18 protein-coding genes are annotated in these 22,723 nt (G+C 51.5%); 6 read left to right on the top strand and 12 right to left on the bottom strand.

Annotation, left to right across the window (positions count from 1 at the left end; translation table 11 throughout):
• Window positions 1-99: 99 nt before the first annotated feature.
• From EDM57_RS09625 to EDM57_RS09605, 5 genes are all read left to right on the top strand, one after another.
• The gene (locus tag EDM57_RS09625) at window positions 100-873 is read left to right on the top strand and encodes a basic amino acid ABC transporter substrate-binding protein (RefSeq protein ID WP_122904553.1); all 774 of its coding nucleotides are present in this window, start codon (window positions 100-102) and stop codon (window positions 871-873) included.
• Between the two features lie 45 nt (window positions 874-918).
• Window positions 919-1,575 (top strand): amino acid ABC transporter permease, encoded by a 657-nt coding sequence (locus EDM57_RS09620; RefSeq protein WP_122904552.1) that lies wholly within the window; start codon window positions 919-921, stop codon window positions 1,573-1,575.
• Window positions 1,572-2,294 (top strand): amino acid ABC transporter ATP-binding protein, encoded by a 723-nt coding sequence (locus EDM57_RS09615; protein ID WP_122904551.1) that lies wholly within the window; start codon window positions 1,572-1,574, stop codon window positions 2,292-2,294. Before EDM57_RS09620 ends, EDM57_RS09615 begins: the two co-directional genes overlap by 4 nt.
• Window positions 2,295-2,395: 101 nt before the next feature.
• Window positions 2,396-3,073 carry a response regulator transcription factor gene (locus EDM57_RS09610; RefSeq protein ID WP_122904550.1) on the top strand — a complete coding sequence of 226 codons (678 nt, stop codon included), beginning with the start codon at window positions 2,396-2,398 and terminating at the stop codon, window positions 3,071-3,073.
• Window positions 3,070-4,065 (top strand): sensor histidine kinase, encoded by a 996-nt coding sequence (locus tag EDM57_RS09605; RefSeq protein WP_122904549.1) that lies wholly within the window; start codon window positions 3,070-3,072, stop codon window positions 4,063-4,065. The genes EDM57_RS09610 and EDM57_RS09605 overlap by 4 nt, the downstream gene beginning before the upstream one ends.
• A 116-nt stretch (window positions 4,066-4,181) precedes the next feature.
• Here EDM57_RS09605 and lpdA read toward each other — a convergent pair whose 3' ends face one another.
• From lpdA to EDM57_RS09555, 10 genes are all read right to left on the bottom strand, one after another.
• Complete coding sequence (gene lpdA, locus EDM57_RS09600; protein ID WP_122904548.1) at window positions 4,182-5,561, bottom strand: dihydrolipoyl dehydrogenase; 1,380 nt, start codon at window positions 5,559-5,561, stop codon at window positions 4,182-4,184.
• A 12-nt stretch (window positions 5,562-5,573) separates the two neighbouring features.
• On the bottom strand, window positions 5,574-6,890 hold the full coding sequence (locus EDM57_RS09595) for a dihydrolipoamide acetyltransferase family protein (protein ID WP_122904574.1): 1,317 nt from the start codon (window positions 6,888-6,890) through the stop codon (window positions 5,574-5,576).
• 100 nt (window positions 6,891-6,990) lie between these two features.
• The gene (locus EDM57_RS09590; RefSeq protein ID WP_122904547.1) at window positions 6,991-8,028 is read right to left on the bottom strand and encodes an alpha-ketoacid dehydrogenase subunit beta; all 1,038 of its coding nucleotides are present in this window, start codon (window positions 8,026-8,028) and stop codon (window positions 6,991-6,993) included.
• A gap of 18 nt (window positions 8,029-8,046) precedes the next feature.
• Window positions 8,047-9,039, bottom strand: a complete 993-nt coding sequence (locus EDM57_RS09585; RefSeq protein WP_122904546.1) for a thiamine pyrophosphate-dependent dehydrogenase E1 component subunit alpha — start codon at window positions 9,037-9,039, stop codon at window positions 8,047-8,049.
• 287 nt (window positions 9,040-9,326) lie between these two features.
• Window positions 9,327-10,163 (bottom strand): lipoate--protein ligase family protein, encoded by an 837-nt coding sequence (locus EDM57_RS09580; protein ID WP_122904545.1) that lies wholly within the window; start codon window positions 10,161-10,163, stop codon window positions 9,327-9,329.
• Window positions 10,164-10,200: 37 nt separating this feature from the next.
• A complete protein-coding gene (locus EDM57_RS09575) occupies window positions 10,201-12,111 on the bottom strand; it encodes a sigma-54-dependent Fis family transcriptional regulator (protein WP_122904544.1) in 1,911 nt (636 codons plus the stop codon).
• Window positions 12,112-12,353: 242 nt separating this feature from the next.
• Window positions 12,354-14,036, bottom strand: a complete 1,683-nt coding sequence (locus EDM57_RS09570) for a DUF262 domain-containing protein (RefSeq protein ID WP_246005781.1) — start codon at window positions 14,034-14,036, stop codon at window positions 12,354-12,356.
• A 287-nt stretch (window positions 14,037-14,323) separates the two neighbouring features.
• Window positions 14,324-15,373 (bottom strand): LLM class flavin-dependent oxidoreductase, encoded by a 1,050-nt coding sequence (locus tag EDM57_RS09565; protein ID WP_122904543.1) that lies wholly within the window; start codon window positions 15,371-15,373, stop codon window positions 14,324-14,326.
• A 158-nt stretch (window positions 15,374-15,531) separates the two neighbouring features.
• Window positions 15,532-16,920, bottom strand: a complete 1,389-nt coding sequence (locus EDM57_RS09560) for an amino acid permease (protein ID WP_122904542.1) — start codon at window positions 16,918-16,920, stop codon at window positions 15,532-15,534.
• 461 nt (window positions 16,921-17,381) lie between these two features.
• On the bottom strand, window positions 17,382-18,926 hold the full coding sequence (locus EDM57_RS09555) for a malate:quinone oxidoreductase (protein WP_281274230.1): 1,545 nt from the start codon (window positions 18,924-18,926) through the stop codon (window positions 17,382-17,384).
• A 540-nt stretch (window positions 18,927-19,466) separates the two neighbouring features.
• On the opposite strand from EDM57_RS09555, the gene EDM57_RS09550 reads away from it, so the two are divergent.
• Window positions 19,467-20,837: an SEC-C metal-binding domain-containing protein gene (locus EDM57_RS09550; protein WP_148039103.1), complete on the top strand. Its 1,371-nt coding sequence runs from the start codon at window positions 19,467-19,469 to the stop codon at window positions 20,835-20,837.
• 185 nt (window positions 20,838-21,022) lie between these two features.
• On the opposite strand, the gene EDM57_RS09545 is transcribed toward EDM57_RS09550, so the two are convergent.
• Window positions 21,023-21,457 (bottom strand): MarR family winged helix-turn-helix transcriptional regulator, encoded by a 435-nt coding sequence (locus tag EDM57_RS09545; RefSeq protein ID WP_122904539.1) that lies wholly within the window; start codon window positions 21,455-21,457, stop codon window positions 21,023-21,025.
• A 7-nt stretch (window positions 21,458-21,464) separates the two neighbouring features.
• On the bottom strand, window positions 21,465-22,418 hold the full coding sequence (locus EDM57_RS09540) for a quinone oxidoreductase family protein (protein ID WP_122904538.1): 954 nt from the start codon (window positions 22,416-22,418) through the stop codon (window positions 21,465-21,467).
• Window positions 22,419-22,723 lie beyond the last annotated feature (305 nt).

Below are 22,723 nucleotides of genomic sequence, written 5' to 3'. Positions count from 1 at the left end.
TTCACGAATTTTCACATATTTCTTTGAAATTTATTTTACATTACTTTTTTATGATAGAGGCAGAAAGAACGTATCTTTTTTCAAAGAGGAGGGTTTTTCATGATTCGTCGTAAACATTGGATTTCTTTTGTAGTAAGCTGTTTGACAGCCATTAGCCTCGTAGGGTGCGGATCCCAGGAAACCGGAGGCAGCACAAACGATACGCTCATTTTTGCTGTCGCTCCAGATGGAGGCGCTTTCAGCTCCCGAGACAGCTCCGGCAAACTGACCGGATTTGATATTGAGCTTGTTGAGTCCATCGCTGCAAAAGAAAACCTCAAGGTCGAATGGAAAGAGATGAAATTCAACGGCATCATCCCTGCCCTGCAAGCGAAACAGGTTGATGGCGCTGCCGCTTCCATCACCATTCGCGAAGATCGTAAGGCCGTGACGAATTTTACCGACCCTTACTTTGATTCCGGTCTGGTGATGGTCGTAAAAAAAGATAGCCCGATCAGCTCCATCGATGACCTGAAGGACAAGACAATCGTTGCCAAGCAAGGAACATCCGGCCTTGAAAAAGCAAACGAGCTGGCCAAAGAAAAAGGCGCCAAAGTAAAGATTTTGGAAGATGAAGCTACTCTTTATATGGACGTGGAAGCAGGCGGCTCCGACGTGCTGATTAACGACTTCCCGTTTGTTGCCAATAAAATCAAATCCGGTACAGCTGCCAACCTGAAAATCGTTGGAGACAAATTGACCGGGGAAGAATACGGAATCGCTATCGCCAAAGGAAAAGAAGACCTCCTGGAAAAATTCAACAAACACCTGAAAGAAATGAAAGAAAACGGCGAGTACCAAAAATTATACGATAAATATTTCGGTTCAAACTAATGGGTGCATATTGCACCTTATTTCTTTCAGGAAAGGAAGCGAAGCATGGACACATTCAACCTGATTGCAGACGCATCTCCCCTTTTGCTGAAAGGGCTTGAGAGTACGATCAAAGTAGCGTTTCTTTCTTTGCTTTTCGCCACTGTTCTCGGACTTTTCTTCGGTCTCTTGCGTGTATCGAAGCGCAAGTGGCTGCAAATGATTGCGAAAGTCTATGTTAGCATCATTCGGGGTACCCCGCTGTACGTGCAAGTTATTTTCTTTTACTTCGGCGTATTTCCACTGCTGTTTGGACGGGCTACCGATGCGGTGTCTGCCGGTATCTTCGTGCTTAGTCTGAACGCAGGCGCGTATTTGGTTGAAATTTTCCGCGCCGGCATTGAGTCCATCGACAAAGGCCAAATGGAGGCTGGCCGAGCCATCGGCTTTACCCACGGCCAAACCATGGCATACATTATTTTGCCACAAGCCATCAAGCGGATGATCCCCGCCATCGTCAACCAGTTCATCATCAGCATCAAAGATACGTCACTGCTTGCCACCATCGGTATTGCAGAGCTTACATTTACGGCTCAGACCATTTATGCCGTAAACTTCAAAGCTTTTGAGTTTTTGGGTACAATCGCCGTCATTTACTGGGTTCTGATCTATGTCCTCACATGGTTCTCTCATTGGCTTGAAAGGAGGCTGGCGGCACAATGATTCAGGTAAAACAGCTGGCAAAATCATTCGGAAATCTCCACGTCCTCAAGAACATCAACGCCCATATCAAGCGCAAAGAGGTCGTATGTGTCATCGGTCCCTCCGGCTCCGGGAAATCTACTTTCCTGCGATGCCTCAATCTCCTTGAAGAGCCGACAGCCGGTGAGATCATCATCGACGGAATCAACATTATGGACAAGGGGACAAACATTAATACCCTTCGGCAAAAAGCCGGAATGGTGTTTCAGCAATTTAACCTCTTCCCGCACAAGACAGCCTTGGAAAACATTACACTGGGCCTGATTAAAATCAAAAAATACAATACAGCCACTGCCGTTGAAAAAGGAAAAGCCCTGCTGGCGAAAGTAGGCCTTCTGGAAAAAGCAGATGTCTACCCGCGAAATCTGTCTGGCGGTCAGCAGCAACGGGTGGCGATTGCAAGAGCTTTGGCGATGGAACCGGAAATCATGCTGTTTGATGAACCTACATCAGCACTCGATCCTGAAATGGTCGGGGAGGTTTTGCAGGTCATGAAAGACTTGGCCCAGGAAGGAATGACGATGGTGATCGTCACCCACGAGATGGGTTTTGCCAGAGAAGTAGCCGATCGCATCTTGTTTATGGATCAAGGATTTGTTGTAGAAGAAGGCACTCCAGAACAACTGTTTTTCCATACGCAGCAAGAAAGAACGCGGGAGTTCCTGAACAAGGTTCTGTAGTTCGTTTCTTTCTTTTTCAACCTCTGGATTCTCTTGAGTTCAGAGGTTTGCTCCTTTCCGGTATAATAATAAGTATTACATCGTGAGGGGAGTTTTTGCAGATGGCGTACACCGTATTTTTAGTTGAGGATAATCAGGATTTAAACTCCATCTTGCAGAAGTATCTGGAAAACGCAGGCTATGCCGTGGAAGCATTTCTGGACGGCTTCAGTGCCCAGCAAAAAATCCGGGAAACACCCGACCTCTGGATCCTGGACATTATGCTGCCCGATACGACCGGGTACACCTTATTTAAAGAGATCAAAGCCATCCATCCGGATATTCCCGTGATCTTTATCTCTGCCAAGAACCAGGAAATTGACCGAGTGATCGGTCTGGAACTGGGCTGCGACGACTACATCTCCAAACCATTTTTACCGCGAGAACTGATCTTGAAAACGCAAAAGCTGCTGGAACGCAAAAACGGCACAAAACCTCAGCAGCACGCGATCACCAAAATAAACGACTATACCATTCACCGCGAAAATCACACCATTCTTCACGACGGTGTTTCCATATCGCTGACCAGCAAAGAGTTTGAGCTATTGCTGTTTTTCATTGACCATCCCAATCGCGTGTTCTCCCGGGAACAAATTTTGGAACGACTGTGGGACAAAAACTATTACGGCTCGGATCGTGTAGTTGACGATACCGTGCGGCGCATACGCAAGAAAATGCCGAAGCTGTCCATAGAAACAGTCTATGGCTACGGTTACAGGTACAGGTTGGTGAATGGATGAGAGACAAACCGTTTGGACTCCAAATATGGGTAATCATGACCGCTTTTCTCATTTTTATTACGGGGATTATCTCGCTTGTCCTCGTCTCCTATGTCTCGGTCGATGTCCTAATCAATCTCGTGCGGCTTCTCGTCATTCTCTCGATCATCAACATTTGTCTCGCCAAGTTTATCGCGAATAAAATTACCGAGCCGCTGCGCTACCTGGAAAAGAAGGTTCGCAAAATTGCCAACAAGGAGTGGGAAGAACCGATTGACCTCAATCGCGGAGACGAATTTGGCAAACTGGCTTCCTCTATCAACATGATGCAAGAATCGCTCAAGAAGATGGAGATGGAGGAAGAAATTTTTTTGCAAAGTGTTTCCCATGATTTGAAAACACCGATCATGGTCATCCACAGCTATTCCCAGGCGCTTTTGGATCGAGTCTATTTGAACGACTCTTTTGACGAGACGGTTGCGGTCATTATCAAGGAAGCCAAGCACCTCGAAAAAAAGGTGGAAAAACTGCTGTACCTCAACAGTCTCGACTATATCTTAAAAAGAAAAAGCGAATGCAAGCCCACGAACGTCCAAGCCATTGTCCACAATCTCATCGACAGATTTTCGCTGGTGCAAAACCACATCGTCATTCACCCCCAACTGGAACATGTGTACGTCTGGGGAAACGAGGAAGAGCTTACGGTAGCACTGGAGAACATTTTGGAAAACAATATGCGCTTTGCCCAATCTTCTATCTGGATAACCGTAAAACGCGTTTTCGCCCAGGGAAAAGAATGCGTGAAAATCATCCTGGAAAACGACGGTCCTCCAATCGAAGCTGAACAGCTCGATCAGTTGTTCAACCATTTTTACAAAGGCATGAACGGAAAATTCGGCCTTGGCTTGTTCATTACAAAAAAAGTCATCCAGTTCCATCACGGAGAAGTATACGCAGAAAACAGGGGAAAGCGCGTGAGGTTTACGATTTTGCTGCCAATCACGAACCACTGATGCTGCTTCTTTTCGATAAAAAAACAGACAGCCCTCCCCTTGGCTTGACAGGCTTGGGGGAGGGCTGTCTGTTTTGCCTTTTTGCATCGCTTGCAAGTCGTCCGCTTTTGTTTCTGCTATCCGTGAATCGCATGTCCAAGCGCCCCGCGAACGGCCTCGTTCAGCGCCTCTGAAAGCGTCGGATGCGGGGCGATAAAGCTCTCCATGGCATCTGCCGTCATTTCGGTATGCAAAAGAAGTGCCGCCTGCCCGATCAGCTCTGTTGCCAGCGGACCGACCAACGTCACGCCGACGATCTCGTGGTACTCTGGCTCCACCAGCACTTTTACTTTGCCTGATCCTTCCTGCAAAACCAGAGCCTTGCCGTTGGCCGAAAAAGGAAACTCGCCGACGAGCAGCCCCGCGTATCGCTCTCTGGCCTGACGCTCCGTCAATCCGACGGAAGCCACCTCCGGCGATGTATACATGCAACGGGGAACCGCGCGCAGGTTGAGCGTCGCTTCCTCCCCGCATGCGTTGCGAGCAGCAATCTCGCCTTCGTGAAAAGCGACGTGGGCAAGCTGAATCGTTCCGCGTGCATCTCCTGCGGCATAAATATGCGGCTGGCTCGTCTGCAAGCGCTCGTTTACCTCAATTCCGCGCGCCGTCGCCTTTACCCCGGCTCGATCGAGCGCAAGTCCGTCCAGACGCGGCTTTCTTCCAATCGCTACAAGAACGGCATCTGCCTTGAGTTCCTTTACCCCCTCCGGAGTCCGGATGCGCGCCAGCCTGTTCGTGCGATCCAGTGCTTCCACGCTGCTGGCCAAATGCAGCTGTACGCCCTCCTGCTTCAGGCTGCGCTCCAGAAATGCCGCGATGTCAGCGTCTTCTCCCGGCAAAAGCTGCTCCGCCATCTCCACGATGACGACCTGGCTGCCCATTCTGCTGTACACAGAAGCAAATTCGCAGCCGATCACTCCCCCGCCCACGATGAGCAGCACGGGCGGAGCCTTTTCCAACGACAGGCAGTGACTGCTGTGCAAAATCCACTCCCCGTCGAATGGCGCAAAAGGAAGGGCAATTGGCTCCGCTCCGGTCGCTACAATAAATTTCTCTGCCTCTACGCTGCTCGTGCTGTCTGCCGTTTCCACCCGCAAAGAGCGCTCGTTGTGAAACGTCGCGCGTCCGCGCATGACCTGCACCTGGTTGCGCTTCATCAAGTATTGCACGCCGCCAGTCAGCTTTTGAACGATGCCCTGCTTGTAGGCGTGCACCTTCTCCCATTGGACGCGCGTCTGGTTCACAGGGATGTCGATGCCAAAGCGTCCTGCATGCAAGACGTGCTGATACGTGTCCGCACAGGCAAGCAGCGCTTTGGTCGGCATGCAGCCTTCGTTCAGGCAGGTGCCGCCCAGCTCCTTTTGTTCGATCAGCACAACCTGCTTTCCCGCGCGCGCCGCTGTAATCGCCGCCACGTAGCCCGCTGGCCCTCCGCCGATAATCGCAATATCGTACATGCTTTTCCCTCCCTAGACCAGCAGGCTGTGCGGGTCTTCCAGATAAGACCGGACTGTCGCCAAAAACGAAGCAGCCGGGGCACCATCCAGCACCCGATGGTCAAATGTCAGAGAGAGCGGCAATAACGTGCGGCGCTGCAGCTCGTCGCCGACAAATACAGGCGTGTCCTTCGCCGCTCCCACGCCCAGTATCCCGGCTTCCGGCGGATTCAGCACAGGGGTAAAGGTGTCTACGCCATAACTGCCCAGGTTGGTGATCGTAAAAGTAGAGCCTTTCATTTCTTCTGGCGCGAGCTGATTTTGTCTGGCCCTCGCGCTGACGGATTTCAGTTCGCTCGCCAGCTCGGCAAGCGTCTTCTGCTCGGCCCGACGAATAACGGGGACGACCAGACCTTTTTCCAGCGCGACGGCGATTCCGAGATGAACCTCTTCGTACAGCTCGATCCGGTCTTCCACATACGCGCTGTTCATCTGCTTGTGGCGCAAAAGCGACAGAACGACCGCCCTCGCGATCCAATCCGTAACCGACAGCTTGAGCTGATAGCGGCGCTCCATTTCTGGCGAGAGCTTTTCTTTCAGTTGCAAAAGCTCGGTGATGTCCGCCTGCATCGTGATCGTCAGCTGGGCGCTTTGCTGCAAGCTCTGGTACATGCGCTCGGCAATCACTTTGCGCATGCCAGATACTGGAATGCGCTCCGGTTGCTTTTCGCCGGTATTCGCTGCCGCTGCCACGCGATTGCCGCCGCCTGCGACTGGTACAGCGTTCGCTTGCGCTTCTGCTCTTTGTGCCGCCATATCCGGCTGTAGTTGCCCGCCAGCCTGGAGGTAGCGCTCCACGTCTTCCTTGGTGATTCTTCCCTGTGGTCCCGTGCCCGTCAGCTTAGTGTAGTCAATCCCCGCTTCCTCGGCCATCTTGCGCGCGACAGGGGAGATTTTGATCCCATCCCGCGGACGATCCAGTACGGCCGTTGCCGTTGTGGCCGCTGGCGCTCCTGCTGCTGTCCGCTGCTCATCCGAAGCCGCCAGCGCAGCGGCCGACTCGGAAGTCGCTTTTGCCGACGCGGCGACAGAGGCCGTCTCTGCCAGCTCCCCTGGCTGTCCGATCACGCCAAGCACGGTGCCGTAGGGGACGACGCCGCCTTCGGGAACCTCGATTTTCAAAAGTACGCCGTCGGAAGCCGCCTCCACTTCCATTTCAATTTTTTCCGAGCTGATGTCGACGATGCCTTCTCCTTTTTTGACCGCCTCTCCCTCCCGTTTCTTCCAGGCGATCACCGTCCCTTCCACCATTGCCATTCCCAGCTTGGGCATGATGATATTTTCTGCCATTTCTGCTCTCTCCTCTCCTGCCTTGTCTGTGCGCTTGTCTTTTCGCTGCAAAAGCACCCGGCTTCCCCTTGTTGCCGACAGCCGGGTGCTGCCCGGTCGATCAGGAAACGGCTGTAATCGAAGCGTCTCCGATCATTTCCGACACGACCTGAATGACCTTTTGCGGCGATGGCAAATACAGGTCTTCCAGCACAGGCGAAAACGGAACGGGGGTGTGCGGCGCTGTGATTCGCTTGATCGGCGCATCCAGATAGTCAAAGCCTTTATCGGCGACAAGCGCTGCAATATCAGTGGCGACGCTGCAGCGAGGATTCGCCTCGTCAATCACGATCAGCCGATTTGTTTTCGCGACAGAAGCCAATATCGTATCCTCATCCAGCGGCGACAGCGTGCGCGGATCGACCACCTCAACCTCGATCCCTTTTTTTGCCAACTGGTCAGCTGCCGCAAGCGCTGTCTGCACCTGCTTGCCGATGGCAACAATCGTCAGGTCGCTGCCTGTGCGCTTGATGTCCGCTACGCCGAGCGGGATCGTGTAGTAGTCTTCCGGAACTTCTCCTGTGGTGTTGTACAGCGTCTTGTCCTCGAAAAAAATGACCGGATCGTTGTCCTCGATGGAAGCGAGCAGCAAGCCTTTTGCTTCATACGGCGTAGACGGCACGACTACCTTGATGCCAGGAATATGCGTGAACATGGCGTACAAACTCTGCGAGTGCTGCGCTGCCGCCCGGAATCCGGCACCGTGCATCGTGCGAATCGTGATCGGCACCTGCGCCTTGCCGCCGAACATGTAGCGGAATTTCGCCCCCTGATTCATCACCATGTCCAGGCAGCTGCCGATAAAATCGTTGAACATCAGCTCGGCAATCGGCCGCATCCCTGTTGCCGCAGCCGCCATGGCCGCCCCGATGTAGCCCGCCTCGGTAATCGGCGTATCCAGCACGCGCTCGCGGCCGAACTCCTGCACAAGCCCTTTGGTCACGCCAAGCACGCCGCCCCACGCTTCATCGTCCTGCAAATGGTCTACCTGCGCGCCGCCAGCCACGTCCTCGCCCAGCAAAATCACGTTCTCGTCGGCTCTCATCGCCAGCTTCATCGCTTCGTTTACAGCGGCAGAAAAGCTGATTTTTCTCGTCATGTTCTCCATCCCCCTCTCTTAGTACGACACGTACACGTCAGTCAGCAGCTCTTCGGCGTTCGGATACGGGCTTTCCTCGGCAAAGCGGATGGCCTCCTGAATCGCCGCTTCCACCGACTGCTCGATTTCCGTCAATTCCGCCTCCGCGAGCGTTTGCGATGCGGTCAAATGGTTGCGGAACATCGCAATCGCATCCTTTTCGTTTAGATGCTCCTGCTTGTCGGTCTCTTTTTTGTACTTCTGCGCATCCCCTTCGAAATGCCCGTAGTTGCGGTAAGTCACACATTCAATCAGAGTAGGGCCTTCGCCGCGCCGCGCACGGGCCACTGCTTCCTCTGCCGCCCGGTAAACAGCGAGCACGTCCTTGCCGTCCACTCGCACGCCCGGCATATTGTAACCGCTTGCACGATCAGCGATATGCGTGCAGCTGGAGGCGTATGCAAACGGCGTCGCCTCTGCGTACCCGTTGTTTTCAGCCACAAACACGACAGGCAGCTTCCAGATCGCCGCCAGATTCATGCCCTCGTGGAAGGTTCCCTGGTTGTTGGCGCCATCTCCGAAGAAACATACGCTGACCGCACTGGTCTTTTTCAGCTTGGCTGTCAGCGCCGAGCCGCACGCCAGCGGGAATCCGCCGCCGACGATGCCGTTTGCCCCGAGCATTCCTTTGTCGAGGTCCGCAATGTGCATCGAGCCGCCCTTGCCTTTGCACAGCCCTGTCGCCTTGCCGTAAATCTCCGCCATCATTCCATTCAAGTCGCACTCTTTGGCAATGCAGTGGCCGTGCCCCCGGTGCGTGCTGGTAATACTGTCCTGCTGGTTCAGATGTACGCCCAGCCCAACCGCAATCGCCTCTTCTCCCGCATACAAGTGAACAAAGCCCGGCAGCTTGCCCTGTCCGAACAATACGTGAACTGCGTCCTCGAATTTGCGGATCTCCAGCATCTTGCGGTACATCCATTTCGCCTGTTCACGGGACAGCACCTGTTCTTCCGCCTGGATTACTTTCATCTGATACGCCTCCTTCATCGTGACTTGTCTGGAACAATCGGTTGATTGCCCTTGCCCTTTTCCTAAGTGCAATCCTTGTGCCAGCATGGGTCTGTCCGAAAAGAGCGGCTATTTGCGCCATTTTTCCGACGATTTCCATCTGAACAAGCTGCTCGCAGGTGAGACAATCTGAGACGGTGTACCATTTTGTCTCATTTTTTCTCACTTTCTCACTGGGCCTCGCCTTCCTCTCTTGCCTTCCTCCTCTGCTTTGGACTGGTTCTTCCCCGAAACAAAAAAAGGCCGGCTCATGATGAACCGACCAGATGACGCTGCCTTCCTTTTAACATCTGCAACGCGCTCTCTGCCTCCTGAACAAGCCACGGCGGACAGGCTTCCAGCAGCGAAAAGGAGGCTTCCCCCTCTGTTTGCAGAAGCTCGCGCAGGCGCGTGGCCACCCCTGCTACTCCTCCGGGTACGCCGAGCTCAGACAGGCTTGCCATTCGCTCCGGCTGCACCTCGGGAAACTGCTCCGCCAATGCTCCTTGGGCAGCCGTCTCGTAAAAGGATTGGATGATCTCACCGTACGCACGCCCACAGCCTTCTGCATTGATAAACGCCTGCACAGCGACGGCGCGCGTCAAACGCCGCTGGGCAATCCCGCAAAATTTATAGCCGTCAATCGCCAGGTCGTACGTTCCCGGACAATAGGAGCCTGCAACCTCCCCGCTGCTCATGTGTCCCCCCGCTTCGCCCAATACTGCGCGAATCAGCTCGACCATCTGCGCAAAAAATGGCTCGGGATTCAGGTCGCCCGCTCCCACGGGCATCACCAGCGACAAATTGACCACGCCCGGAGCGAGCGGAACGGCCGCACCTCCCGATTGCCGGACAGCCGTGCGATACCCTTTTGCCTCCAGCTCACGCACTGCTTTTGCCGCCTGTGGCAGCCTGGCGTCGCGCGAGCCGAGCACCACTGCCTTTTCGTGCCGCCAGAGATGAACCAGCGGCGCGATCGTCGCATCTTTCGCACACCGACGTGCGTATGCTTCGTCGATGCCAAACGGGACAAGCACGTCCCCCGTATGCATCCGGGAGGTCGTGTCGAGCAGTTGCAGCGTCGTATGTCGCCATGTTGGTTGCATGCGTGCGTCCCTCCCTGTTGTTTTCGTCGTCAGCGGCTCAGAGCCGATACTTTTTCAGCTTGCGGTAAAAAGTGCTGCGCGGAATGCCCAACAGCTCTGCCGCTACAGATGCGCTGCCGCCGCTCTTTTCCAGCGCCTGGATGATCGTTTGCCGTTCCAGCTGCTCGCGGTAGCGCAAGGAGTCCGGCTCGTAAAAAGCAGGCTTGTTCGCCGCGTGACCTGCGCCAAGCCGCAAATCTGTTCCTGACTGGCCGGAGTGCGTGGAGACGGAAAAATCCTCGATCCAATCAGGCTGGGTCAGCCCAAAAAGAAAACGCTTCCAATCTTCTCTCGGAATCACCCTGAGCCGCTCTACCACGTTGTACAGCTCGCGAATGTTTCCCGGCCAGTCGTAGGCCAAAAGCTCCTTTTGCAAAACGTCTGGCAGCTCCAGCTCGGCGTAGCCGTTTTTGCGGCAATAATGCAAAATGAGCAGCGGAATGTCCTCCTTGCGCGCACGCAGCGGCGGCAGCGAGACGGGCAGCACGTGCAGCCGATAGTACAAATCCTCGCGAAAAGTGCCTTCGCTCACCTGCTGGCGCAAATTGCGGTGCGTAGCCGCGATGACGCGAATATCCAGCGACTGTTCTTCCGTACTGCCAATCGGCGTGACTTTTCGCTCCTGGAGAACGCGCAGCAAGGCTACCTGCATCGCCGCCGGAATTTCTCCGATCTCGTCGAGAAACAGCGTTCCTCCGTTGGCCTGCGCCAGCTTGCCCTTGTACCCGCGGCGGCGCGCTCCAGTGAAGGCACCCTCGACGTAGCCAAACAGCTCGCTTTCCATCAGCTCGCGCGGAATCGCCCCGCAGTTGACCGCGACAAACGGCCCTTCCCGACGCGGGCTGTTGTCGTGAATCGCTTGCGCCACCAGCTCTTTTCCCGTGCCGCTCTCGCCGTAAATCACGACATTGCTGTCCGTTGGCGCGATTCTCTCCAGCTCCCGCAGCACACTGGCAAAAGCGGCACTGGTTCCCTTCTCACCTTTGAACTGAAAGGCGGGACTGCCGCTTAAAAAAATGCGCGGAGCCCGCGTGCTGCCGGGAGCCACTTCGACCAGCCAGCCAATCAAGCCGTTATGGCGAACGGAGAACACCGGAGCTTGTCTGACCTCCATCAGTCCGTATTCGGCCAGCTCGCGCCGCGTCCGGCCCGACCAGCCAGCGATTAGCCTGCGTATGTCCGCACTCGCGTACACTACCCGCTCTTCCTTGTTGTAGACGACGAGCTGCCGTTCCGGTTCATCGGCCAAAAGCACGGAGCGCTGCAGCAATTCCAGCTCGTCCTGCTGCCGCTGCTTCATCCACGCCTGCTCGATGGAGTACGCCAATGTCATGACAATCGCCATCGCCTGGGGATGGCTCCGCTCAAGCGGGCTGGATACGTCTATGACCCCGAGCAGGCCGCCTGCTTCGTCGCGAATCGGCGCAGCAAAGCAGCTCCAATGATGCGAGGCAACAGAATAATGCTCCGTCCCGTTGACCATGATCGCCTCTTTTGCCATGAGCGCGGTCCCGATTGCGTTCGTCCCTACCTCTTCTTCCGTCCAGCGCACGCCCTCGACGAAGTTGATCTCGTTTGCAGCCAAAAGCGCCCGTTTTTCGCCGCGCATGCTTAGCACGTAGCCTTCGGGATCAATGACGAGCGCGATCATTCCCACGTCGTGGATAAAGGGCGACAGCCGATCAATCTGCGGCAAGGCAAGCTCCAGCAAATGTCGGCTGCTCTCCTTCTGTCTTTTCAATGCGTCTCCTGACAACACAACCTGTCCCGTTCCTGCATACGGATTCACCTGATTTCTTTTGCACCGATGCCACGACTCTGTAATTCGTTTGTTGATTCGTGCTGAGTCAATTACACCTTCTTGAACAAAACGTTTCCACACCCGCAACGAAACGCTTTCCTCGAACATGCATCAACCACCCTCCGCTTTACGAATCAATCCTTTCCTCAAGATTATCCCGAATGTTCAGAAGTTTCAAGCTTTGTCTGTTTTTGACTTTGTGTGCAAGACGGACGGCTGCTCGCCAAAATCATTGTCTGCACTTGACACGAACATCAAAAAGAGACGATGGCCCTGCCCTATCAGCAGCCATCGTCTCTCTTTTCCTTTTTCCGCATCCTCATGCGCCAACTACCAAAAGCGTCCATGTGTCACGGACTTGTCGTCGTGCTGTTTGTGTGCAAATTCCAGGCGTTCTTGAGCAACTCGATCAGCTTCTCTTGTCTTTTCTGTAAAATTTCAGGCGTCCACTCTTTCTCCTGAATCACTTGTGTCGTAAGCGCAAACGAGCTGATTCCGTTGCTCGTTTGAAAATAAGAAGCTTTCTTCTTTTGAAAATCGTAGTTTTTGGCCTGGGCATTTTTGGCCCGTGTCAGCAACACGAGATTCCCCAGTTTATGAACATACTCGGCAGGGTTGGGAAAATGCTGCAGCCAGTCGCTGTTCGGTTTGGGCGTTTGCGGCAAGACGTGCTCGACGGTAATAACCGAATAGTCGTAGTAAGGCTGTCCCGTCGTCAAAAGCGAGTCGAGGCGCAAGAGCAAATACCGCTTCGCTGTATCCTTGAGATCCGTATACACATCTCCATTCAGCATACGAATGACTTCCTTCTTGTCCTCTTCCGTCACCTCAAGGGCCGACTCGTCCGAAAACATGTCGACGCCTTTATCCATCTCTCTTAAAATTTGCGAGTAACGGGACATGCGCCAGTTGAAATTTTTTCTGAGAATCATGCTCGTGCCAGCGAGCACCTCCAGACGATTGAGAAAAGCCTCTACCTTTTGATTGTGATGACGCATGTAATACATGGCAGGCGGAATCCAGTCGCTGTTGTCGATGCGGTTTAACAAGCTCAAAATCTTCATGAGCTGTGGCTGCTGGCTGAAAAATGAATTGTAGTTTACCAGCTGTAAATAAATCTCTCCATACGGGATCAAGTATTCATCAATAAACTTGCTCCCGCTGATCGTGGAGAAAATCTCGTTGTACTCGTCCTTGTAATTCGCGCTGCCTTTTCGCTTCTGGATAATCATCCGCATGTGATCGAACAGCTTGTTAAAGCGATCCCTGCCGAGAGAAACCTCGACATCCTCCCACTTGCTGGTGTACTGATCCTGCTGGTCTTTGGGTATATCGCCAATGACCTGTGCCTTGAAAATATCACTCGTCATCAGATCCAGCCCGCGATCATTCAGCACGGTAAAAATGCGGAACGCCGAATCAAAATTGGGAGTCGACACCACGACAATGTAGCAAAGCGTTGCGATCACGCCAGGCAGCGTCTTGACCGTCTGCGGCTCCAAATCGTTCAACCGCTCCAAAAAGTACAAGGCGTTATCCCGAATCGCTTTTTGACTATCGGTTTTCACCGTCGTGTCCGCATTCAGCTTTTGCGTAGCGCCCCGCTCCTGAATGTTCACTCTGAAAAAGTCGCTGTCCCGATTGCGCAGACAGAGACGGTATGTATCGGCGATGTTCCGGATTTTGCTGCCTCTTTGCACGATCATGCTATCAATCTCGCTCGCGTAGTCATCTCCCAAGTAATCGCGCAATACCGCAAGCAAAATCGTCAATGTCGTAAGCCGCTGCTGGCCGTCCAGCACTTCGGCCTGAGGGCCGTCTTTTTTAACCAGTACAATGCTGCCGAGAAAATAAGGCTCCTCTACATCGCCAATATTTTTTTCCGTAATCCTGTGATGCTCGATAAAGTCGAGCAAATCATCCAGCAGCTCCCCGGCCTCGTTGGTTGTCCATGAGTACGGACGCTGAACGGAAGGAATCGTAAACAGGTAATCATCGGAAAAGACTTTTTTGCAAAGGAGTCTCCTGCGCAAATAACGTCGTCTTCAAAATGCTGCCTCCCCGAACGCTTGATAATAGGTCATCCAACTACAGAAATAGGTATTTATGCTCATCTAGGAATATACCCTACCTTCCAGTTCTTTGAAACCGTTAATTCATCCCATTCCGGAAAAAGCGTTCATTCGCCTGAGCATTCTGTCTTGTCCCATCCAAAGTGAAAAAGGCGGAGCATCTGCCTGCTTCCGCCTCATCCAACTTGCCTTTCTGCTGTCACGCGGAACTTCCCCGGACAGAGCAGACTATGCTTCTGACGACTGGCTCACTCCGCCGCTTCCCACTTCGCTACCTCTTCGCGCACGCGCGGCGCCACCTCGGTGCCCAAGAGCCGAATGGCCTGCATGACCTGATCGTGCGGCATCGTTCCTACAGGGACGTGCAGCATGAAGCGGGTAATCCCGACCTGTTTGCGCAGGTGAACGATCTTCGCCGCTACCGTTTCCGGGTCGCCGACATACAGAGCGCCTTCAAAGCTTCTGGCCGCATCAAAGCTTGCGCGGTCGTAATGCCCCCAGCCGCGCTCCCGTCCCAGGACGTTCATGACATACTGGGTAGACGGGAAAAACTTGTCGGCTGCCGTCTCCGTATCCCAATCAATGAAACCGTGCGAGTGGGAAGCCACCTTCAGCTTGCGGGGATCGTGACCGCCTTGGATCGCCGCGCGCTTGTACAATTCGACCAGCGGCGCAAACTGCACCGGACGGCCGCCAATAATGGCGAGAACGAGCGGAAGCCCCAGCAGTCCGGCGCGAATAACCGATTGTGTGTTGCCGCCGCTGCCAATCCAGACAGGCAGCGGGTCCTGGACAGGCCGAGGATAAATCCCGAGATTATGGATGGCAGGCCGATGCTTGCCGCTCCAGGTCACTTTTTCCGACGCGCAGATTTTCAGCAGCAATTCCAGCTTTTCTTCGAACAGTTCATCGTAATCGTTCAAATCATAGCCGAACAGCGGAAACGACTCGATAAAAGACCCTCTCCCGGCCATGATTTCCGCCCGTCCGTTCGAGAGCGCATCGAGCGTTGCAAAATCCTGAAAGACACGCACCGGATCGTCCGAGGACAGCACGGTAACGGCACTCGTCAATCGGATCCGCCTGGTCTGCGGCGCAGCCGCTGCCAGCACCATCGCAGGAGAAGATGCCGCGAAGTCTTTCCGGTGATGCTCGCCAACGCCAAACACATCAAGTCCTACCTGGTCCGCCAACACAATTTCCTCGACCACTTCGCGCAAACGCTGCGCATGGCTGATGACCTCGCCGGTTTGTGGGTCCGGCGTCGTTTCTACAAAGGTGCTTACCCCGATTTCCACGCAAAAAGCCTCCTCACTGTTTCGCATCATTATTTTTATTTTAAGATTCTCGAAATTAAATTTCAAGCCTGCAAGTGTTCTGCCCCATTTTTTCCGCACAAAAATAAAACGATAGGGACACCGTCGCCAATGTCCCTATCGTTGATGCATGTAAATGATTATTTTCGCTTGCCTTCCCCAGCCTGTTCATCAAGCGGAGCCGCCTTGCCAATGCCAAAAGCGTAAAAGGTGATCGTCATGATGCCCAGGAACACAATACCCGCAATCAGCGAGACGCGTGTTTCATCGTTGATCCACATACCGACCAGTACCATCAGCAAAAAGGCAATCGTGATGTAGTTGGTCAGTGGAGCCAGCGGCATCTTGAACGGATGATTGCTAAGCTCTGCCGCTCTTTGTTTGCGGAAGCGGATTTGGCTGATAAGAATGACAAACCACGGAACCATTCCTGGCAGCACGCTTGCGCTGTACACATATACAAACAGATTTTCCGGCGCGATATAGCTCAAAATAACGCCGACACCCAAACCGATCAGCACGCCAATCGTACCCAAAAGCGGCACACCGTTATGGGACAGTTTGGTGAAAATTTTCGGAGCTTGTCCGTTAACACCCAGCGTATACAGCATGCGTCCCGCACTGTAAATACCGCTGTTGCAGCCGGACATCGCTGCCGTGATAACGACAAAGTTGATGAATCCTGCTGCCGCTGTAATCCCGATTTTCGCGAACGTTGCCACGAACGGGCTGCCAATTGTCTGCAATTGATCCCAAGGGTAAACGGTTACAATTACAAAAATGGCACCGATGTAGAAAATGAGAATACGCCAAATGATGCTTTGAATGGCACTCGTCAATGTTTTCTTCGGATCTTTTGCCTCACCAGCCGTAATCCCGATCAATTCAACACCTTGATAAGCCCCGATTACCAATGACAAAGCGAAGAAAAAGCCTGTCCAGCCTCCAGCAAAAAAGCCGCCATGTTCCCACAGATTCGACAACCCGATGGCATTGCCGCCGTTGCCAAAACCGAAGAAAATCAGGCCAATTCCGGCAACAATCATCAAGACGATCGTCACAATTTTAATCATGGCAAACCAAAACTCAAATTCACCAAACGACTTCACAGAGAACAAGTTCGCTGCCCCGAGAATCAGCATGGCAATAATCCCTGGAATCCATGCTGGCAAATCCGGGAACCAGTATTTCATGTACGCCCCGACAGCGATAATCTCCGACATCCCCACGACGACCCACTGGAACCAGTTGCTCCAGGCCGTCAAGTAACCAGCCAATGGATGAATGTACTTGTAGCCAAACGTCGCGAACGACCCGGTGCTCGGCTCAACATACAGCATTTCCCCCATGGCGCGCATGATAAAAAATATAAAGATTCCTACTATTGCATAAGCAAGCATGACGGATGGACCTGTCCATTGAATGGTGCTTGCCGAGCCCATAAAGAGTCCTACGCCAATTGTGCCGCCCAAAGCGATCATTTGAATGTGACGCGTTTCCAGACCCCTGTTTAATTCTTTCTTTTCCACTTCGGTTCTTCTTCCTCTCTGCTATCACTAGCTGTAATTTAGGAAAGCTATGAACACTACCTAATCTACACATCATGAGCAGGCGATCAGTTTTTCTTGATAAAAAAACGTTCCGCTACATCCTGTAGTGCTTCTAATAAAGCATTCCCAATAGTTGGTAAGATTATTCTCTCCCCCTTTTAGCGCTTTACTCCAGAAACACTTGTTTATTGTAATATGTTTTTCTGATAATAACAATTGTATTCACAAGAAAAACTGTTGGTAAATCAATATATTCAGATTATATTAAATTAAAAAATATATGACAGATAAAATATATTTCTCGTATCCTGCCATTCCACCCTCGCCATGCCCGCAAAGAGCACGACCGAAATCCGGCCAGGTATGGGAAAAACAAACGGCCTTCCCCCTACAGATCGCAGGGAAAAGACCGCTTCGCTCTTATATGGATTACTGGCTGGCTACCGGGCGACAGCCACTTTTTTGTCGAGTCCCAGCGCCTTTGCTGTGTAGGAGTGAATTTCATGCAACAGCTCTGGGTTGTCCATCAATGACACGCCATAAGAAGGAATCATTTCTTTGATTTTCGCTTCCCACTCGTTCATATGCTGCGGGAAGCATTTTTTAATGACCTCAAGCATGACGGACACGGCAGTGGAAGCTCCCGGAGAAGCACCCAACAGCGCCGCAATCGAGCCGTCCGCCGACGTAATGACTTCTGTACCAAACTGCAGTGTTCCTTTTCCGCCTGCCTCGGTGTCCTTGATAACCTGCACGCGCTGTCCGGCCACGACCAAATCCCAGTCCTCGCTCTTCGCGTTCGGGATAAACTCGCGCAGCTCTGCCATACGCTGCTCTTTGGACAGCATGACTTGCTGAATCAGGTACTTTGTAAGCGCCATCTCTTTTGCGCCTGCTGCCAACATCGTCAGCACGTTGTTCGGTTTGACCGAAGTAATCAAATCGAACATGGAGCCGGTTTTCAAAAACTTCGGCGAGAACCCGGCAAAAGGTCCAAACAGCAACGATTTCTTGCCATCGATATAACGTGTGTCCAAGTGCGGCACAGACATCGGCGGAGCGCCAACCTTGGCTTTTCCGTATACTTTTGCATGATGCTTCGCCACAATTTCCGGGTTTTTACAAACCATGAAGATACCGCTTACCGGGAATCCGCCAATGCGCTTCCCTTCCGGAATGCCGGATTTTTGCAGCAAATGCAGACTTCCGCCACCGCCACCGATAAAGACAAACTTCGCCTTGTGGCGTTGCACGATGCCGTTTTTCAGGTTTTTCACTTTCAATTCCCACGAGCCGTCGCTGGCACGTTTAATATCTTCAACGCTATGCTCATAATTTACTTCAACGTTTTGCGCCTTCAGGTGGTCAAACAACATCCGCGTCAAAGCCCCGAAGTTGACGTCTGTTCCTGTGTCGATCTTCGTGGCTGCGATTGGCTCATTCGAAGTACGGCCTTCCATCACGAGCGGAATCCATTCCTTCAGTTTTTCCGGGTCATCGGAAAACTCCATGCCTTGGAACAGCGGATTTTGGGACATCGCTTCGAAACGCTTCTTCAAAAACGCTACGTTTTTCTCGCCTTGCACCATGCTCATGTGCGGCAATGGCATAATGAAGTCTTGCGGATTGCGAATCAGCTTGCTGTTTACGAGATGAGCCCAAAACTGCATGGAAACCTGGAACTGCTCGTTGATCTTGATCGCCTTGCTAATGTCGATCGATCCGTCTTTCTTTTCACTTGTGTAGTTCAGCTCACAAAGTGCGGCATGTCCGGTTCCGGCATTGTTCCATTCGTTGGAGCTTTCCTCTCCTGCTTTGGAGAGCTTTTCAAACACTGTAATTTTCCAGTCTGGTACTAATTCTTTCAGCAGTGAACCTAGAGTCGCACTCATGATGCCGGCACCAATTAAGATAACGTCTGTTTGCATTTGTCTGTTACTCATTTTTACCGTCCTAACTCGCTCGTATTTGGAGAAAAGATGCAGGCGGCTCCTGATCTGGCCCCGTTGCAAGTCAGGGTGCTACCTAGTACACACCTTTTCTGGAATAATTACAACCTGTTATATAGTGTATCACTTTTGTCTTTAGAATAAAATATTTGCTATATATTGATAGTTATATGCTATTAAAGATACAGTAAATTTTAGTAATGGCATACTTTTTGTAGGGAGAGCTAAAAAACATCGCAAAAAACCTTGTAATTACGCAAAAACCAATGCCTTTACCCGGTTTGGCGTACCGACGTTGCTTTGGTTTTTGGCGGGTTTTTTGCGAGGTTTATTCCATTTTTTAACATAAATTACAATATAGAAAAATTCGCTTTTTGGGCGTTATGGGTGGGTTTGCCTTGGGAAATGGAATTGGGTTGCCTGTTTCGGCTGCACGATTTGGTTCCTTATTTATTCGCTATTTATTCTTTCTTCATTCGCTATTGCAAGCCTTTATTGCGAAACAACTCAAAAGAACATCATAGACCTATGATATACTGGTAGCAACGAATATGTAGCACGAGGGAAGTGATCCATTTGAAAGTCGGCAGAAACGATCCCTGCCCATGCGGAAGCGGGAAAAAGTACAAAAAATGTTGTCTACCTCAAGACGAACTCAGAAGTTATTCACTATCAGCGCCTCAAGATTCCAAAGCCCTTCTTTTTTTATTCATGGAAGAGGAATTTGATTGGGATCATGAGCAATATGAGCTGATAGCCCGAAACATCGTCCATTCCATGTATCCCCAGTATGAACCCAGTGTTATTGCTTTCGCCATTCAACTTTGGAATCTGTTCGCAAACAATATTCGTCCCATTGTAAAGAAAACTGGTGCCATGGAAGCTGCCGTTGAATACTGTGTTGCCCAAATACTGGACCTTCCTGTGACACAATCTGCGTTATCGGAAAAATACGGTGTCTCGGTAGCAACGATCTCCAAACGTGCGCAGGAAATTTTCAATGAGGAATGGTTGTTCGATACCATTTTTCAAGAAAACAACAGCCAGCAAGCACATACCCATACACCTCTTCTTTCTGCAGAAAGGGCTATGTACGAGATTACAAACATGGTTAAGGGAAAAGAGTTTGAATCAACGGAACAACTGCATGAGTTTATCAACGCTCATCTCTCTGGCCAGGCTCGTCAGACTAAAAACGCATCCCTCGATCCAAAAGAGATGGCACAAAATCTCCTCTATGATGCGTGGGAAGAACCTTCTGCTTCAAAACGAGTGGAACTGGCCATACAAGCGATTCAACTCTATCCAGACAGTCCGGATGCCTATAACATCCTCGCTGAATCAAGTGGTGATCTGGAGGAGGCTATTCAATTTTACAAACAAGGAAAAGAAGCCGGGGAGCGAGAGCTTGGCTTGAGAAGTTTTCATGAAGATCGCGGCCATTTTTGGGGACTGATTCACACCCGCCCGTATATGCGTTCAAAGGAAGGCTACGCCAATTGCCTTTTGGTGGCAGGACAATTAGAGCTAGCTGAAAAAGAATTTGCAGAAATGCTCGATCTTAACCCTAACGATAACCAAGGAGTCCGCTACTCTTTGCTGTCCATCTACATTGAGTTGAACAAGTTTGAAAAAGCATCGCGACTATTAGAAACCTATGAAGAAAACAGTGCTTACATGAATTACAGTCGTCTGCTGCTTGCGTACAAGAAAAATGGGCTTTCTGCAAAACTGGATCATTTACTGGATAAGGCCGTTCAGCAGAATCCCCACGTCATTGATTTTCTCTTGGGTCGAAAAAAATTGCCTGGCCAGGCGCCAGATTATTATGGTCATGGCGATACAAACGAAGCCATTATGTATGTTGATGCCAACTACCATCTTTGGCGGCGCGAGGGGAAATTGCTTCAGTGGTTGAAGAAGCATACGGCGGTTGGCAGGAGATGATGACCTGCTTAACTCAGTTCCCATCATTTTACTTTGGAAAATGAATAGGGCAGCTTCGATAGCTGTCCTTGTTTTTCACCAATCTCCTTGCTTGGGGGAGATCGAGCAAGCAGCAAAAAACAGCCCTTGTAACGGACCTTCATCCGTTACAAGGGCTGTCTTGCACCACTCTTTACGCAAGAGGACTAGTCTAGCCTCTTCATCGTTTGGTATAAATGTCGTAACTGAAACAATAAGCTTTCTTTATCCTCCCGAGTCCAATCTGCCAAAGCTTCTTGCATCATGCGCTCACGGGTGTGATTGATCTTTGCAATGATTTCCTCCCCGTGTTTCGTCAATTCAGACACGCGTATGCGCGAATCTGAACTTGATGGATATGTTCGAACCAACCCGGCATTCTCTAACTTATCAATTTGCCGACTGACACTCGAATAACTTTTCCCCATCATGGCAGCCAACTCACCAACACTCGTTGATGGGAGATGCGCGATCCCAACCAAGACGCGGAAGGCAGCCGCTTCCAAATTCACACCTGCCTTGGCAATCATTTTCAAATCACGGTCTGGCCGATTGAGAAGGGAAACCAAGTCAATTAGCGCTCTGAAAATTTCATGTTCCATGCATTTATTATACCTTAATCACCGGGCGCGGCGTCAATGGAGCGTTCCACGCAGCTTCGATAGCCTCCAAAGCAAACTCCGTTGTGGAAATGGCTAGTTGACCATTGGCGGCCATCTCAAAAACCCCTTTCACCGCGGATAACATATCTGCTTTTGAAACACTCTTCCCCCCGCTGCCTACCAGTTCAATGGTTGATGCCCGGAGAATGGATGAAGGCAATGGAATGCTTTCTTGGCCAGCTGCAGTCCCAATGCTCACAAAGCGGGTTGCACGATCCGTATTTATTTTAGCAAGAGCGGACATGATGGCGATTGCGCTATCGCCCCAAAGATAATCCAATACAACATCAACGCCTTCAGCAAACACTGGCATTAGGGCATGTTCAAAGCTGGTCTGTCCGTTCTCTGCCGTCATATCAAATGAAATTGCTTTATCGGCTTCAAGCGCTTGTAATTTCGATTCGTTGCGCCCGGTGACAATAATTTTCTTGGCTCCCAGACCCTTAGCGATCTGAACCGCCAAACTCCCCGATGCTCCAGTGGCCCCATTAATCAAAACAGTTTGGCCGGGCTTGAAGCCCGCTTTAAATACCAACGCCGCCCATGAAGACATCGCCGGGTTCGCTATCGCGGCCGCGGTTACGTCATCAATGCCGTCTGGCAAAGGGACAAGCAGCTTTTCACTCACCATAGTTTGTTCAGCCAAGCTGCCATAAGGCCAAGCAGGCAGCGCAAAGTAAACACGAGTCCCATCTTCCAAAGTTCCAACACCATCCATGCCGGCCACCATTGGAAAGTTGCCTTCAGATGAGTAATGCATACCAAGTGAACGGAACTTACTCACTCGACTCAAGGCTGTCGCCGAAACGTTAACGATAACGTGCCCCTCTGTCACAACAGGGGGATCAAATTGGCCCAGTACAGGGGGGGTTCCCTTTTCCTTCACAATAGCTGCCATCATCGTAATTGTTCCCTTCTTTCACTCAAAATATGTGCGTTTTGCACATAATTGAGTATAACATGATATATGTGCGAAATGCACATATTTTTTCCTGTTTGGTTTGAAGACAGCTCTTGGTATATTGGAAAAACTTCGCCCTGCTTGTGATACGGCTCTCTCCGCGCTGTTTGTAACGGCAAGTTTTAGGGACTGTCCAGAAATCTCCAATCAGTTAAAATCCACAAAATGGGAATATTGATTATCAAGGTTTTTGAAATGCAAAGGGGGCATCTCTAAGTCGCAAAGTCGACTTTTTATACGAAAAT

The organism is Brevibacillus gelatini (genome assembly GCF_003710935.1).
Taxonomy (GTDB): domain Bacteria; phylum Bacillota; class Bacilli; order Brevibacillales; family Brevibacillaceae; genus Brevibacillus; species Brevibacillus gelatini.
This window is presented reverse-complemented; position numbering and strand designations above follow the sequence as displayed.

Coding starts and splice junctions, on each gene's coding strand:
- EDM57_RS09595 (WP_122904574.1), bottom strand. CDS start 6,890: ATGGCAGAAAATATCATCATGCCCAAGCTGGGAATGGCAATGGTGGAA.
- EDM57_RS09545 (WP_122904539.1), bottom strand. CDS start 21,457: ATGGAACATGAAATTTTCAGAGCGCTAATTGACTTGGTTTCCCTTCTC.
- EDM57_RS09575 (WP_122904544.1), bottom strand. CDS start 12,111: ATGTTCGAGGAAAGCGTTTCGTTGCGGGTGTGGAAACGTTTTGTTCAA.
- lpdA (WP_122904548.1), bottom strand. CDS start 5,561: ATGTACGATATTGCGATTATCGGCGGAGGGCCAGCGGGCTACGTGGCG.
- EDM57_RS09540 (WP_122904538.1), bottom strand. CDS start 22,418: ATGATGGCAGCTATTGTGAAGGAAAAGGGAACCCCCCCTGTACTGGGC.
- EDM57_RS09615 (WP_122904551.1), top strand. CDS start 1,572: ATGATTCAGGTAAAACAGCTGGCAAAATCATTCGGAAATCTCCACGTC.
- EDM57_RS09610 (WP_122904550.1), top strand. CDS start 2,396: ATGGCGTACACCGTATTTTTAGTTGAGGATAATCAGGATTTAAACTCC.
- EDM57_RS09585 (WP_122904546.1), bottom strand. CDS start 9,039: ATGAAAGTAATCCAGGCGGAAGAACAGGTGCTGTCCCGTGAACAGGCG.
- EDM57_RS09620 (WP_122904552.1), top strand. CDS start 919: ATGGACACATTCAACCTGATTGCAGACGCATCTCCCCTTTTGCTGAAA.
- EDM57_RS09625 (WP_122904553.1), top strand. CDS start 100: ATGATTCGTCGTAAACATTGGATTTCTTTTGTAGTAAGCTGTTTGACA.
- EDM57_RS09605 (WP_122904549.1), top strand. CDS start 3,070: ATGAGAGACAAACCGTTTGGACTCCAAATATGGGTAATCATGACCGCT.
- EDM57_RS09590 (WP_122904547.1), bottom strand. CDS start 8,028: ATGACGAGAAAAATCAGCTTTTCTGCCGCTGTAAACGAAGCGATGAAG.
- EDM57_RS09580 (WP_122904545.1), bottom strand. CDS start 10,163: ATGCAACCAACATGGCGACATACGACGCTGCAACTGCTCGACACGACC.